The following is a 15,534-nucleotide window of genomic DNA, read 5'->3' as shown; positions in this document are numbered from 1 at the left end:
TCGGATCCTTAGTTCGGTAGCTCGTCAGATTTGAAACGCGTCGTTAACCAGTTTCTTCTGCTCTTCAATGTGTACAGACATGTGTCCACACGCAGGAGCAGCAGAAGCATCACGACCGGCATACTGAAGATACAATTTCGGGTTCTTGCGGTGCAGCGCATTGCGCATATGGTGCTGGCTGCAGTACCAGGCGCCCTGATTCATCGGTTCTTCCTGACACCAGACTACGTGCTTGAGCTTGGGGTACAGGGCCAGAACTTCATCCAGGTCATCGCCCGGGAACGGATACAGCTGTTCAATACGAACAATCGCCACATCTTCCCGTTCGTCCGCCTTTTTCTTTTCAAGCAGATCGAAGTAAACCTTGCCGCTGCACAGGATCAGGCGGGTGATCTTCTTCGGATCGGACGGCTCTTTCTCCTGCAGCACGGTCTGGAACGTTCCGGAGGTCAGGTCGTCCAGATCGGAGGTAGCCTCTTTGTGACGCAGCAGGCTCTTCGGCGTAATCGCTACCAGCGGCTTGCGCAACGGACGCTTCACCTGGCGGCGAAGCATATGGAAGACCTGGGACGGCGTTGTTGGCACACATACCTGGATATTGTGCTCGGCGCACAATTGCAGGAAGCGCTCCAGGCGTGCGGAACTGTGCTCCGGCCCCTGCCCCTCATACCCGTGCGGCAACAGCAGAGTCAGGCCACACAGACGACCCCACTTGTGCTCCCCACTGGTCAGGAACTGGTCGATAACCACCTGGGCACCGTTGGCAAAGTCACCAAACTGGGCTTCCCAGACAACCAGACCATTGGGCGCCGTCGTGGCGTAGCCGTATTCGAACGCCATCACGGCTTCTTCCGACAGCAGTGAATCGTAGATTTCAAATTTCGGCTGATTCTCCCCCAGGTGCTCCAGGGCAATATGGGTCGAACCATCTTTCTGGTTGTGCAGTACCGCATGGCGGTGCGAGAAGGTCCCGCGCCCCACGTCCTGCCCGGTCAGACGAATCGGGTGCCCCTCATCCAGCAAGGTGGCGTAAGCCATAATCTCGCCATAACCCCAGTTGATGCCCAGGGCGCCGGCTGTCATTTTTTCGCGGTCGCTGATGATCTTGGACACCTGGCGCTGAACACTGAAACCTTCCGGAATATGAGTAAGTTTCTTACCCAGTTTCTGGATGGTTTTCAGTGCCACACTGGACTTGCACTTGGCGGTCCACTCATGGCCGAGGTAAGGCGTCCAGTCAACGTAGAGCTCTTTGTTGGGCTCCTTGACCAGGGACTTCACCACATGATCACCTTCATCCAGCGCATCACGGTAGTCCAGGTCCATCTGCTTGGCCTCATCTTCAGAGATGACGCCATCAGCAATCAACACGTCCGCGTAGAGCGCACGGGTGGTTTTCAGCTTGCGGATCTTTTCATACATGACCGGCTGGGTGGCCGCCGGCTCATCCGCCTCGTTATGTCCGCGGCGACGGTAGCAAACCAGATCAATCACCACGTCCCGCTTGAACTCATTGCGGTAGTCCATGGCCATCTGGGTAACAAACATGACCGCTTCCGGGTCATCCGCGTTGACATGGAGGATAGGCGCCTGAACCATCTTGGCGACATCGGTGCAGTATTCCGTCGACCGCGCATCTTCCTGTTTGCTGGTGGTGAAACCAACCTGGTTGTTGATCACGATATGGATCGTGCCGCCGATACCATAGCCACGGGTCTGGGACATCTGGAAGGTTTCCATCACCACACCCTGGCCGGCAAACGCCGCATCGCCGTGCATGATGATCGGAACCACCTGGGTACCATCGTTGTCGTTACGGCGGGTCTGACGAGCCCGAACAGAGCCCTCAACAACCGGAGACACAATCTCCAGATGGGAGGGGTTGAATGCCATGGCCAAATGAACTTCGCCACCCGGCGTCATCACGTTGGATGAGAAGCCCTGATGATACTTCACGTCGCCGGAGCCGGAATCGGCCAGTTTTTTGCCTTCGAACTCATCAAAGAGTTCTTTCGGGTTCTTGCCAAGAGTGTTCACCAGGACGTTCAGGCGGCCACGGTGAGCCATGCCCAGAACAATTTCCTTGGCACCGTATGAGCCGGCACGCTGAATCAGCTCATCAAGGCAGGGGATCAGGCTTTCGCCGCCCTCAAGACCAAAACGCTTGACGCCGGGGTAACGGGAGCCCAGATACTTCTCCAGACCTTCCGCGGCTGTCAGGCGCTCAAGAATATGCTTGCGGGTTTTCGCTTCGTACTCCGGCCGTGAGCGGACCGGTTCCATGCGCTGCTGAAACCAACGCTTGATTCGGGTGTCGACCACATGCATGTACTCGGCACCAACACTCTCACAGTACGTCTGGCGCAGACCCTTGATGATATCGCCGAGCTTCATGGTTTCGGAACCAAAGCTCAGGGACCCGGTCTGGAACTCCAGATCGTTGTCAGCTTCAGAAAGTTCGTGGAAGGCTGGGTCGAGATCTTCTACCGTGGGACGTTGCCATACGCCAAGCGGATCCAGCTTTGATTCCTGGTGACCCCGGAAACGAAAGGCATTAATCAGCTGAAGAACACGAATCTGCTTTTTATCAGCATCGGAGGTTGCGCTGGCCGGAACACCACTGGCCAGGAAACGCTGATTGCGGGAGATGTGTTCGAATTGTTCGCGGATGGAAGAGTGGACAATATCGCGACCTTTATAGCCGTCAACACTGGGAAGCTTGTCGAAGTAGCTGCGCCACTCTTCGGGAACGGCATTGGGGTCTGTCAGGTAGGTTTCAAAAAGCTGTTCAACATAGGCCAGATTTCCCCCCTGCAAGTGGGAAGTCTGCCATAACTGCTCCATTATGCTTTCGTGCATTTTGAATAGCTCACCTTGGGCTGGTGCGGGGGAGCTCAGTATGGTCGGCCAGGGGTAAATCTCAGTCAATACGGGTTTTTACGGGATCGACTTTGGCCACCACACCCAGCAAGGATGTTTTCCGTTCCCCGGTGGTTTTGTACTCAGCGAAACCGCGAGACAACCTTATAAGTTCCCGTCACGGCCCGCGTAGTGTGCACCCTGTTAAGACTTTTGACTATAAGCCTTTGGTTGAAGGCCCCGCGCCGTTGCGGGGCCTTCCGGATGCTAGCTGATCAGAACAGTATAGCGTTTGTTTTATTTTCTGCTTTTAAGTCGCCCGCTGGAGCAGAAGATTCCGGATATGGCCGATTGCCCTTGTGGGGTTCAGGCCTTTCGGACAAACGCTGACACAGTTCATGATGCCCCGACAGCGGAAGACGCTGAACGGGTCATCCAGATTTGCAAGACGCTCGGCCTGGGCAGTATCACGGCTGTCCGCCAGGAAGCGGTAGGCCTGAAGCAGGCCGGCCGGACCAACGAACTTGTCCGGGTTCCACCAGAACGACGGGCAAGCAGTGGAGCAGCAGGCACAGAGAATACACTCGTACAGGCCGTCCAGCTTCTCTCGGTCCTCCGGAGACTGCAGACGCTCAATGGCGGGTGCGGGCTGATCGTTCACAAGGTACGGCATGACCTTTTCGTACTGCTTGTAGAACAGACTCATGTCGACCACCAGGTCACGGATAACCGGGAGCCCTGGCAGCGGGCGAAGAACAAGCTTGTTTTTCTTGAGCACCTGGGACATGGGCGTGATGCACGCCAGACCATTCTTGCCATTCATATTCATGCCGTCAGAGCCACAAACACCCTCGCGGCAGGAACGACGATAGGCGATAGACGGATCCTTTTCCTTCAGCAGGTTCAGGACATCCAGGACCATCAGGTCCTTGCCTTCCGGAAGCTCCAGCTCCACGTCCTGCATATAGGGCGCGTTGTCAGTTTCCGGGTTATAACGATAAAGGCTTACCAACATTTTGTGCGTCCCCCTTAGTAAGTCCGGATCTTCGGCTGGAAGGTGTCGACGGTCTTCGGTGCGAAGTTTACGTCACGCTTGCCGACACGCTTCTCGAGCGGGAAGTACACGGAGTGCTTCAGCCAGTTCTCGTCATCACGCTCGGTGAAGTCGTTACGGGCGTGGGCACCACGACTTTCTTTACGCTCAAAGGCAGAGATAGCCGTCGCCAGGGCGACCTCATACAGATTGTCCAGCTCCAGTGCTTCGATGCGCGCGGTGTTGAACGCCTGACTGGTATCGGCCAGCTTGGTCTTGCGTACACGCTCACCGATAGCTTCAAGCTTCTTCAAGCCTTCTTCCATGCTGCTTCCGTCACGGAATACGCCGAAATACAACTGCATGCAGTTCTGCAGATCCTTGCGAACCTCGGCAACGCTCTCACCTTCGGAGGCGGAGTTCAGGCGATCCAGGCGAGCCATGGCACGCTTGATGTCTTCCTCGCTGGCACCGTCAACCTCAAAGCCACCGCGAAGCTGCTCTTCAATATGCAGACCCGCCGCACGACCGAAGACCACCAGATCCAGCAGGGAGTTACCACCCAGACGGTTGGCACCGTGCACAGACACACAAGCCGCCTCACCACAGGCAAACAGGCCGGGTATCGGCTTATCGTTGCCATTCTCGTCCTGGGTCAGTGCCTGACCACCGACGTTGGTCGGAATACCACCCATCATGTAGTGACAGGTCGGTACAACCGGAATCGGCTCTTTCACCGGATCCACGTGGGCGAAGGTGCGAGACAGCTCACAGATACCCGGCAGACGCAGATTCAGGGTTTCTTCACCCAGGTGATCCAGCTTCAGCAGTACATGGTCCTTGTCCGGACCACAGCCGCGGCCTTCAAGGATTTCGATTACCATGGAGCGGGCAACCACATCACGACCGGCCAGGTCTTTCGCGTTCGGAGCATAACGCTCCATGAAGCGCTCGCCTTCAGCATTGATCAGGTAACCGCCCTCACCCCGACAACCTTCCGTTACCAGCGTACCAGCACCGTGGATCCCGGTCGGGTGGAACTGCCACATTTCCATATCCTGCACCGGGTAGCCCGCGCGCAGCGCCATGCCAATACCGTCACCGGTGTTGATCAGGGCGTTGGTGGTGGACGCGTAGATACGACCGGCACCGCCAGTGGCGAGAACCGTTGCCTTACATTTGATGTAGGCCACTTCGCCGGTTTCGATTTCGATGGCGACAACACCAACGACTTCATCTTTGCTGTTCTTGACCAGATCAACGGCGTACCACTCGTTAAGGAACGTGGTGCCGCCTTTCAGGTTGGCCTGATAAAGTGTGTGCAGCAGCGCATGACCGGTACGGTCGGCCGCGGCACAGGTACGGGCAGCCTGACCACCCTTACCATAATCCTTGGACTGACCACCGAACGGGCGCTGGTAAATACGGCCCTGCTCGGTACGGGAAAACGGCAGCCCCATGTGCTCCAGCTCGAAAACGGCCTGAGGGCCTACCGAGCACATATACTCAATGGCATCCTGATCACCGATGTAGTCCGAGCCCTTGACGGTGTCATACATATGCCAGCGCCAGTCGTCGTTGGGATCGGCGCTTGCGATGGCGCAGGTGATACCACCCTGGGCAGACACCGTGTGGGAACGGGTCGGGAATACTTTCGTGATACACGCAGTGTTGACGCCTGACTCGGTAAGCTGCAGGGCGGCTCGCATACCGGCACCGCCACCACCGATAACAATCGCGTCGTAAGACATGGTCTTGATATTAGCCATTGATTAAAGCCCCCAAAGAATCTGAATGCCCCAGACCACATACACGAACATGGTCAGACCACAAACCGCCTGAACCAGAAAGCGCGGTGCCATGGCCTTGATGTAATCGGTTGTGACGGTCCAGAGCCCTACCCAGGCGTGGGCACCGATAGAAAGCAGCGCCATCAGGGTAAAGATGCGGAACCAGGTCTGTCCGAACAGTGCCGACCAGGTCTCATAATTTACGTCGCTGAACACCATAAAGCCCAGCAGGAACAGTGTGTAGAGCGCCAACACATAGGCCGTGACACGCTGGATCAACCAGTCATATACACCGCTACGCCCCAGATTCGTTACACTATTTACGCTGCCCATACCCAGACTCCTGCCAGAACGATGAGAATGACGGAAACCACAATCGTGATCTTCGCGGCGAGGCGGCCACTTTCAAGCTCTTCACCAATGCCCATATCCATCAACAGGTGTTTGATACCTGCCACCAGGTGGTAAAGCAGAGCAGACAAAATGCCCCAGATGATCAGCTTTGCAAGGAAGCTGTCCAGCAATTCATTGACGCGGCTGAAGCCCTCTTCCCCGGACAGGGAAAGCTGAAGTCCGTAAAGCAGGAACGCAACACCAACAAAAATGATGATGCCGCTGATACGGTGCAATATGGACGTAATGGCTGGCAGCGGAAAATGAAACTTGCCGAGATCGAGATTAACTGGTCGTTTGCTATTCACAGCGCTCTCACACTCTCTCTTGGTTCCACAATCGATCGAAGTGACCGGTGCGGATAGTTGGTATGTAAGGATCGGCGTGCTGATACGAAACCGGCACACGATTGGCTCAGGAGGGAGAATACACCCTACCCACCCGGCGCTACCGACGTTGGAAGGCGCCCAGGCAAGGTCTATCCCCGATTCCGGGCTACGGATTATAAGGAGTACCCCTGTTAATTACAAACACGCAACTCGCCCAAGCGCCTGTAATCAGCGGCCTCGCACCGGCTATAAGGATTATTGACAAAATCAATTCTGCCCGGAAAACAGCCTTATTCGTGTATTCCCTGATTTACACAGAATGTCAAATAAAGGTTTTTCCGCCCTCTTCCATTGACAAAAAAAGCCAACGCCCTATATTTTGCCGCCAGTTTTGCGATAATACGCGCCTTCTAGCGCATCCAAATACTGAAAAGCTGTCAAAGCTGATATATAGGAGAGCACCATGACCGACAGGAAAGCCACGCTCTCGGTGGGTGACAAGTCCATTGAGCTACCGGTTTACTCAGGCACCGTCGGCCCCGACGTTATCGACGTACGGAGTCTGGTCCAGGAAGGCGTATTCACCTACGATCCGGGTTTTGTATCCACAGCAGCCTGCGAATCCAAGATCACCTACATTGATGGGGCTAACGGTGTATTGCTGCACCGCGGCTACCCCATCGAGCAACTGGCGGAAAACTCCGATTACCTGGAAGTCTGCTACCTCCTGCTGAAAGGCGAACTGCCAACCGCGGAAGAAAACCGGAAGTTCCACGACACCATCAAAAACCACACCATGCTGCACGACCAAATGCGCAATTTCTTCCAGGGCTTCCGCCGGGATGCGCATCCGATGGCAATCATGTGCGGCGTCGTAGGTGCCTTGTCCGCGTTCTATCACGACCAGATGGACGTTACTGATGCCCATCAGCGTGAAATCACCGCGCACCGCCTGATCGCGAAGATGCCGACAATCGCTGCCTGGTGTTACAAGTACAGCATCGGCCAGCCGTTCATGTACCCGCGCAATGACCTCTCCTACTCCGAAAACTTCCTGCAGATGATGTTCGGCGTGCCTTGCGAAGAGTACAAGCCAAACCCGATCCTGGCGAAGGCCATGGACAAGATCTTCATCCTGCACGCTGATCACGAGCAGAACGCCTCAACCTCTACCGTGCGCCTGGCTGGCTCCACCGGCGCCAACCCATACGCCTGCATTGCCTCCGGCATTGCCGCCCTGTGGGGCCCGGCTCACGGCGGCGCCAACGAGGCCGTTCTGGACATGCTGGCAGAAATTGGTGACGAGAAAAACATCGAGAAGTTCATCGCCAAGGCCAAGGACAAGGATGACCCATTCCGCCTGATGGGCTTTGGTCACCGGGTATACAAGAACTTCGACCCGCGCGCCAAAGTCATGGCACAGACGGCACACGAAGTGCTGACCGAACTGGGCCTGGAAAACGATCCGCTACTGAAGATCGCCAAGCGCCTGGAAAAGATCGCGCTGGAAGACGAGTACTTCGTCCAGCGTAAACTGTACCCGAACGTGGACTTCTACTCCGGCCTGATCCTGAAGGCCATCGGTATCCCCACGTCCATGTTCACCGTCATCTTTGCCATGTCACGCACCATCGGCTGGTTCTCCCACTGGAACGAGATGGTGTCCGGCGACTACCGCATTGGTCGTCCACGCCAGCTGTATACCGGTCCCGAAAGCCGCGATTACGAGAAGAAGTAATCGCCCGGGAAACCGGAAAACCCGAAAAGGCCGCTGACTCAGCGGCCTTTTTTGTGTGTGGGGTACGGGGCCTGTGATAAGTTAACCCAGACACAACAACGTTCAGGAGAGGATGAATGACCACCACAGCCGTCTTTATCGGACTGGGCGTCATGGGTTACCCCATGGCCGGACACCTGGCAAATGCCGGATATAACGTCAGGGTTTGGAACCGAACCTTTTCCAGGGCCGAAGCCTGGGCAAAAGATCACTCAGGAGCCGCCTGCCAGTCCATTGCCGAAGCCGTCCAGAATGCCGACATCGTGCTGACATGCGTAGGAGCTGACAAGGACCTTCTGGCCGTCTATGAGGGCGGCGATGGCATCATTGCCAATGCCCCCGAAGGCGCGATCCTGGTGGACCACACCACCGCATCCGCAGGCATCGCTGAACAGCTCGCGCAATCCGCGAAAGCCAGAAACCAGGGCTTTATCGATGCACCGGTTTCCGGCGGTCAGCAAGGTGCGGAGAATGGCCAGCTCACCATTATGTGTGGTGGCGAGCCGGAGGTATTCGAACGGGCAAAGCCGATTCTGGAATGCTACTCTAGGGCCCTTAACCTGATGGGCCCTGCTGGCAGCGGCCAGAAAACCAAAATGGTCAACCAGATTGCCATTGCCGGCTTGGTGCAAGGCCTTTCTGAAGCCCTGCATTTCGCCGAGCAGGCCGAGCTTGATGTGCGCAAGGTGGTGGATGTGATTTCCAAGGGGGCGGCCCAGTCCTGGCAGATGGAAAACCGCTCCGGGACCATGATTGACGGCAAGTTCGATTATGGCTTTGCCGTAGACTGGATGCGCAAGGATCTTGGGATCTGCCTCGAGGAAGCCCGCCAGAACGGCGCCAAGCTGCCTGTAACGGCATTGGTGGACCAGTTCTATGGGGATGTCCAGGATATGGGAGGGCGCCGCTGGGATACCTCCTCGCTGATTCAGCGCTTGCGGAAGTCCCGATAGCCCCCCTCTCCCCAAACCCCTCTCCCGCGAGGGGAGAGGGGCTTTCCGGAGTTAGGCTTGAATTGGTGAGTAACCTCCCCTCTCCCCTCGCGGGAGAGGGGCCGGGGGAGAGGGGGAGAACTCCTACTTCTTCTCCTTCGGCTGCCACTTCCCGTTCACATACCACGCCGACCAGCCCGTCGCCTTGCCCTCTTTCTCGGACATGACGTACTGCTCCTTGCTCTTGCGGCTGTAGCGAATCACCGTTGGGTTGCCCTCGGGGTCACGCTCGGGCGCGTCCATCAGGTAATCGTATTTTGGGTCGATTTCCTTGCGATGCGGCTTGATTTCCATCACCAGCGGCGGCCGGGTTTCCCGGTTCTTCGGGAATTTGCTGGCAGCAAGGAACAGACCGGAGGCACCGTCCCGCAGCACGTAAGTATCATCCACCTTCTGGCACTGAAGTTCCGGCATCGGCACCGGATCCATCTTGGGCGGCGCCGGCTCGCCACTCTTGAGTAGCTTACGGGTATTCTTGCATTCAGTGTTGGTACAGCCGAAATACTTGCCGAAACGGCCGGTTTTCAACTGCATCTCGGAACCGCACTTGTCACATTCCAGTGTTGGGCCTTCATACCCCTTGATGCGGAAGGTGCCCTTCTCCACTTCGAAGCCGGAGCAGTCGGGGTTATTACCGCATACATGAAGTTTGCGGCTTTCATCCACCAGATAGCTGTCCATGGCCGTTCCGCATTTCGGGCAACGGCGTTTCTTGCGCAACAGGAGGGTTTCGCCCTCACCTTCCACGTCATCGTCGGCACTGACCACCTCATCCCCTGACACGAGGTTGATGGTGGTTTTGCAGCGCTCTTTCGGCGGCAGGGAATAACCGGAGCACCCCAGGAATACGCCGGTGCTGGCGACACGAATCTGCATCGGGCGACTGCAACTCGGGCACGGAATGTCCGTCTCCGTGGGCGTGTTGGCGCGCATGCCGCCTTCGTCACTGCCTTCGGCGGTCTCCAGTTGTTTGCGGAAACGGCCATAGAAGTCATTCAGTACTTTCTTCCAGTCCACTTCACCTTCGGCGATGTCATCCAGCTCATCTTCCATCTTCGCGGTGAAGTCGAAGTCCATCAGGTTCGGGAAGGACTCGGACAGGCGTTCGGTGACGATTTCCCCCATTTTCTCGGCGTAGAAACGACGGTTCTGCAGCCTGACGTAACCGCGGTCCTGAATGGTGGAAATGATGGAGGCGTAGGTGGATGGGCGACCAATCCCCTGCTTTTCCAGTTCCTTGACCAGACTCGCTTCCGTGTATCGCGGGGCCGGCTTGGTAAAGTGCTGGCTCGGCTCCAGTTTGGCCAGATCCAACGTCTCATCAACCTTGATATCCGGCAATGCCACATCTTCGTCTTTCTTCGATGACTGGGGCGCCGCCTTGAGGAAACCGTCAAACTTGATAATGCGGCCACGGGTACGCAGCTCATAGTCGCCGTTGGCCACTACGATTGAAGTGCTCAGGAACTCGGCGTCAGCCATCTGGCACGCGATAAACTGTCGCCAGATCAGATCGTAGAGCTTCTCAGCATCCTTCTCCAGGCCACTGATATCGGCGGGCCTGCGGCTCACCTCTGTCGGGCGAATGGCCTCGTGGGCCTCCTGAGCGCCTTCCTTGCTGCCATAGACCCTGGGCTTCTCCGGCAGGTAGCGGTCGCCGAACTGCTTCTTGATAAAATCCCGGCAACTGCCAACCGCATCCTGACTCAGGTTGGTCGAATCCGTCCGCATGTAGGTGATATAGCCAGCCTCATAGAGCCGCTGGGCCAGCATCATGGTTTTTTTGACGCTGAAGCCCATGCGGTTACTGGCCGCCTGCTGCAGCGTGGAGGTAATAAAAGGCGCTGACGGTCGGGACTTTGTCGGCTTGTCTTCGCGCTTGGCAACGTGGAACGAGCCGCCTTTCAGGCGATCAACATGCTCGTTGCTTTGCTGCTCGTTAACAGGGCGGTAGGGTTTGTCCTGATAACGGGTGACCTCAAAGCGTACTGGCTCTTTGGCCTGCCTGGCACCAAGATCCGCGTGCAATTGCCAGAATTCTTCCGGAATGAACTTGCGGATCTCGCGCTCACGCTCGACGATCAGGCGCACCGCCACGGACTGGACACGACCGGCCGACAACCCCCGGGCAATCTTGGCCCATAGCAGCGGCGACACCATATAGCCCACAACCCGGTCGAGGAAACGCCGGGCCTGCTGGGCATTGACGCGGTTATTGTCCAGGGCGCCTGGATCTTCAAACGCCGCCTGAATCGCGCGCTTGGTGATTTCGTTGAAGACAACGCGGCGGTACTTGTCAGAATCACCGCCAATGGTTTGCTGAAGGTGCCAGGCAATCGCCTCCCCTTCGCGGTCCAAATCCGTTGCCAGATAGATATGGTCCGCGGATTTCGCCAGGCGCTTGAGTTCACTGACGACCTTTTCCTTGCCCGGCAGAATCTCGTAGCGGGCGCTCCAGTCCTGGTCCGGGTCCACACCCATGCGGGCCACCAGCTGTTCCCGGGCCTTGCGCTTTTTGTGCGCGGCTTTTTCTTCCGGGCTCATCTTGCGCGTTGCCGCCGCCTGTTTCGCACGTTCTTTGGGATCTGACTGAGAGCCACTGCCGCTGACCGGAAGGTCACGAATATGCCCGACGCTCGACTTTACAATAAAGTCGGGGCCCAGATATTTGTTGATGGTCTTCGCTTTCGCTGGCGACTCGACAATAACGAGACTTTTACCCATATCGGAGATCTGTATCCTTGGCGATAATCGGTTAAAAAATCAGCAAACCGTAAACTCGCTGTAAAATCAGTCGGCTAGAAAACACTTATTAGCCGCCACATTGTATAGGTGCATTGTTTTACAGGGTCAAGAAAAGCAAGACAACCCATTCTTTCGTTTCCGCCCTGCTTTTTTTAAAGGAAGCACAAACAGGAAGGCCCGGCAATTGCCGGGCCTTCAGGACAGCGTTACCGATTCAGCCTACCGAATCAGAGACGCTCCCAGACTGTCGCGATGCCCTGACCCAGGCCGATACACATGGTGGATACACCAAGCTTACCGCCCTTGGCCTGCATGACGTTCAGCAGGGTTGTGGAGATACGCGCACCGGAGCAGCCCAGCGGATGGCCCAGGGCAATCGCGCCGCCGTTCAGGTTCACCTTCTCTTCCATCACGCCCAGCAGTTTCAGGTCTTTCAGGACCGGCAGGGACTGACCAGCGAAGGCTTCGTTCAGTTCCCAGAAGTCGATGTCCTCGACTTTCAGGCCTGCACGCTTCAGCGCCTTCTTGGTGGCCGGAACCGGACCGTAACCCATGATTGCGGGATCACAGCCGGCAACGGCCATGCTGCGGATCTTGGCAATCGGCTTCAGACCCAGCGCTTCAGCACGCTCTGCGGACATAAGCACCATGGCAGCGGCACCATCGGTCAACTGGGAAGAGGTACCTGCAGTCACGGTACCGTTCTTCGGATCGAACGCCGGCTTCAGCTGGCCCAGGGACTCAACGGTGGTCTCCGGACGAATGGTTTCGTCGTTCTCGATCAGCACCTTGAAGCCATTCTCGTCGTGACCCTCGATGGGCACGATTTCATTCTTGAAGCGGCCTTCAACAGTCGCTTCATGGGCCAGGCGGTGGGACCGCGCACCAAACTCGTCCTGCTGCGAACGAGTGATACCGTGCATCTTTGCCAGCATTTCCGCGGTCAGGCCCATCATGTTGGATGCCTTGGCGGAGTACTTGGATGCAGCCGGGTTGTGATCAAAACCGGCCGTCATGGGCACATGGCCCATGTGCTCAACGCCACCGATCACGAACACATCACCGTTACCGGTCTGAATTGCCTGGGCGGCTGTGTGAATCGCGGTCATCGCGGAACCACACAGACGGTTGACGGTCTGTGCCGCAGACTCGTGCGGGATACGGGTCAGCAGTGAAATCTGACGCGCCACGTTGAAGCCCTGCTCTTTGGTCTGGTTTACACAGCCCCAAATCACGTCTTCAACTTCTTTCGGGTCGAGCTTCGGGTTGCGCTCAAACAGTGCTTCAATCAGCGCGGCGGACAGAGTCTCGGCACGCACGTTTCGGAAGCAGCCGTTTTTGGCACGCCCCATCGGAGTCCGCACGCAATCGACGACGACAACGTCTCTCGGATTAAGGCTCATAGATCTTTCTCCGTTCGGAAATCTCGTTCAGGGTTAGCCAAAGAACTTTTCGCCAGTCTTGGCCATTTCACGCAGCTTCTCGGTCGGATGATACAGAGGACCAAGATCTGCAAACTTGTCTGCCAGTTCGACGAACTTGTCTACACCCATGTCGTCGATATAGCGCAGGGCACCACCACGGAACGGCGGGAAGCCGATACCGAAGATCAGACCCATATCAGCATCTGCCGGATCCTCGACAATGCCATCTTCCAGGCAGCGAACGGTTTCCAGACACAGAGGAATCATCATGCGGGCGATGATGTCTTCGTCGCTGAACTCGTTCTTACCCTGAACAACCGGCTCAAGCAGCTTGTAGACTTCTTCGTCGACAACCTTCTTCTGCTTGCCCTTGCGATCCAGTTCGTACTTGTAGAAGCCCTTGTCGTTCTTCTGTCCGTAACGGTTGTTCTCGAACATCACTTCCACGCCGGACTTGAAATCAGACTTCATGCGATCCGGGAAACCTTCTGCCATCACCTCGTCGGCGTGCTTGGCAGTGTCCATGCCAACTACGTCCAGCAGATAAGCGGGGCCCATCGGCCAGCCGAACTTTTCCATGACCTTGTCGACTTTCTGGAAGTCCGCGCCGTCACGCAGCAGGCCAGCGAAGCCACCGAAATACGGGAACAGTACACGGTTCACCAGGAAGCCCGGGCAATCGTTGACCACGATCGGGGTCTTGCCCATGGCCTTGGCGTAAGCCACGGTGGTCGCGATAGCACGATCACTGGTCTTGGAACCACGGATAACCTCAACCAGCGGCATCATGTGCACCGGGTTGAAGAAGTGCATGCCACAGAAGTTTTCCGGACGCTTCAGGTTCTTGGCCAGAAGATCGATGGAAATGGTGGAGGTGTTGGAGGTCAGGATGGCGTCATCACGAACCATCTCTTCAGTTTCGCGCAGAACCGCATCTTTCACTTTCGGGTTCTCAACAACCGCTTCAACAACCAGGTCTACGTTCTTGAAATCACCATAGTTCAGGGTCGGCGTAATGCTGTTGAGTACGTCGGCCATCTTGCCGGCGTCCATCTTGCCCTTGTCTACCCGCTTGGTCAGAAGCTTCTTGGCTTCCTTCAGGCCCAGGGCGATACCATCCTGGTTGATGTCCTTCATGATAATCGGCGTGCCTTTCAGTGCGGACTGATAAGCAACACCACCACCCATGATGCCGGCACCCAGTACAGCGGCCAGTTTCACGTCAGCGGCTTCCTTCTCCCAGGCGCTGGCTTTCTTCTTGAGCGCCTGGTCGTTCAGGAACAGGCCAACCAGGCAGGCCGCGACGTTGGTCTTGGCCATCTTGGCAAAGCCCTTGGCTTCCACCTCGATTGCCTTGTCACGGGTCATACCGGCGTGCTTCTGCATCACCTTGATGGCTTCCACCGGCGCCGGATAGTTCTTGCCGGCCTTGCCAGCAACGAACGCCTTGGAAATCTCGAACGCCATCATGCTTTCCATGGCATTGAGCTTGATCTTGCCCTTCTTCTCTTCGCGACGGGCCTCGTTGTTCAGCTTGCCTTCGTTGCACTGATTGATAATGGCAACAGCCGCTTCTACCAGCTTGTCGGCTTCTACAACGGCATCAACAGCGCCTACTTTCAGAGCAGCGTCAGCGCGATTTTCGGTGCCACCGCTGATCCACTCGATGGCATTGTCCACGCCCACCAGACGGGACAGACGCACGGTGCCGCCGAAGCCGGGGAAGATGCCAAGTTTGACCTCTGGCAGACCTACCTTGGCCTTCGGAGCCATAACACGGTAGTCAGTTGCCAGGCACATCTCGAAACCGCCACCCAGTGCGATACCGTTGATGGCGGTAACCGTCGGGAACGGCAGGTCTTCAATAGCGTTGAAAACTTCGTTGGCCTTAAGGTTGTTGGCAACGAGGTCTTCTTCGGAACCGGCAAACAGCTCGGTAAACTCGGTGATGTCAGCACCGACAATAAAGCTGTCCTTGGAGCTGGTTACCACCAGCCCTTTCAGATTCTTCTGGGATTTGAGTGCTTCAGCTGCGGCGCCCAGTTCTTCGATGGTGAGACGGTTGAACTTGTTGACTGACTCGCCCTGCAAGTCAAAGTTCAACTGAGCGATCCCGCCTTCGATCTCTTTAACCGTGATGGCTTTACCTTCGTAAATCATCAACTGATCTCCAGTCTGTGTTTGGAACTGCT

General features: G+C 56.5%; 10 protein-coding genes. 2 read left to right on the top strand and 8 right to left on the bottom strand.

What is annotated here, in order from left to right; translation table 11 throughout:
* Nucleotides 1-24: 24 nt before the first annotated feature.
* The 5 genes from EHN06_RS09390 to sdhC all read right to left on the bottom strand — a co-directional run bounded on the left by EHN06_RS09390 (nt 25) and on the right by sdhC (nt 6,383).
* Nucleotides 25-2,859, bottom strand: a complete 2,835-nt coding sequence (locus EHN06_RS09390) for a 2-oxoglutarate dehydrogenase E1 component (protein WP_127332269.1) — start codon at nt 2,857-2,859, stop codon at nt 25-27.
* A gap of 310 nt (nt 2,860-3,169) precedes the next feature.
* The gene (locus tag EHN06_RS09385) at nt 3,170-3,874 is read right to left on the bottom strand and encodes a succinate dehydrogenase iron-sulfur subunit (RefSeq protein ID WP_127332267.1); all 705 of its coding nucleotides are present in this window, start codon (nt 3,872-3,874) and stop codon (nt 3,170-3,172) included.
* A gap of 14 nt (nt 3,875-3,888) precedes the next feature.
* Nucleotides 3,889-5,661, bottom strand: coding sequence for a succinate dehydrogenase flavoprotein subunit (gene sdhA / locus EHN06_RS09380; RefSeq protein ID WP_127332265.1), 1,773 nt, complete (start codon nt 5,659-5,661; stop codon nt 3,889-3,891).
* Between the two features lie 3 nt (nt 5,662-5,664).
* Entirely contained in the window at nt 5,665-6,015 is a 351-nt protein-coding gene (gene sdhD, locus EHN06_RS09375) for a succinate dehydrogenase, hydrophobic membrane anchor protein (RefSeq protein ID WP_127332263.1), read from the bottom strand.
* Nucleotides 6,003-6,383 (bottom strand): succinate dehydrogenase, cytochrome b556 subunit, encoded by a 381-nt coding sequence (gene sdhC, locus EHN06_RS09370; protein WP_127332261.1) that lies wholly within the window; start codon nt 6,381-6,383, stop codon nt 6,003-6,005. The genes sdhD and sdhC overlap by 13 nt, the downstream gene beginning before the upstream one ends.
* Before the next feature lie 484 nt (nt 6,384-6,867).
* Between sdhC and gltA the strand changes: the two genes are divergently transcribed.
* Both gltA and EHN06_RS09360 read left to right on the top strand, forming a co-directional pair.
* Nucleotides 6,868-8,142: a citrate synthase gene (gene gltA, locus EHN06_RS09365; protein WP_127332259.1), complete on the top strand. Its 1,275-nt coding sequence runs from the start codon at nt 6,868-6,870 to the stop codon at nt 8,140-8,142.
* A 116-nt stretch (nt 8,143-8,258) separates the two neighbouring features.
* The gene (locus EHN06_RS09360; protein ID WP_127332257.1) at nt 8,259-9,134 is read left to right on the top strand and encodes an NAD(P)-dependent oxidoreductase; all 876 of its coding nucleotides are present in this window, start codon (nt 8,259-8,261) and stop codon (nt 9,132-9,134) included.
* Nucleotides 9,135-9,257: 123 nt separating this feature from the next.
* Here the strand turns inward: EHN06_RS09360 and topA are convergent, their stop codons facing one another.
* The 3 genes from topA to fadB all read right to left on the bottom strand — a co-directional run bounded on the left by topA (nt 9,258) and on the right by fadB (nt 15,502).
* Nucleotides 9,258-11,897, bottom strand: a complete 2,640-nt coding sequence (topA, locus tag EHN06_RS09355; protein WP_127332255.1) for a type I DNA topoisomerase — start codon at nt 11,895-11,897, stop codon at nt 9,258-9,260.
* 248 nt (nt 11,898-12,145) lie between these two features.
* Nucleotides 12,146-13,321 carry an acetyl-CoA C-acyltransferase FadA gene (gene fadA, locus EHN06_RS09350; RefSeq protein ID WP_127332253.1) on the bottom strand — a complete coding sequence of 392 codons (1,176 nt, stop codon included), beginning with the start codon at nt 13,319-13,321 and terminating at the stop codon, nt 12,146-12,148.
* A 33-nt stretch (nt 13,322-13,354) separates the two neighbouring features.
* On the bottom strand, nt 13,355-15,502 hold the full coding sequence (gene fadB, locus EHN06_RS09345) for a fatty acid oxidation complex subunit alpha FadB (protein WP_127332251.1): 2,148 nt from the start codon (nt 15,500-15,502) through the stop codon (nt 13,355-13,357).
* Nucleotides 15,503-15,534: the final 32 nt, after the last annotated feature.

Source organism: Marinobacter sp. NP-4(2019) (assembly GCF_003994855.1).
In the GTDB taxonomy this organism is placed as follows: Bacteria; Pseudomonadota; Gammaproteobacteria; order Pseudomonadales; family Oleiphilaceae; genus Marinobacter.
Note: the sequence above shows the minus strand (reverse complement) of the source record. Positions and strands in the feature narration are given on the sequence as shown.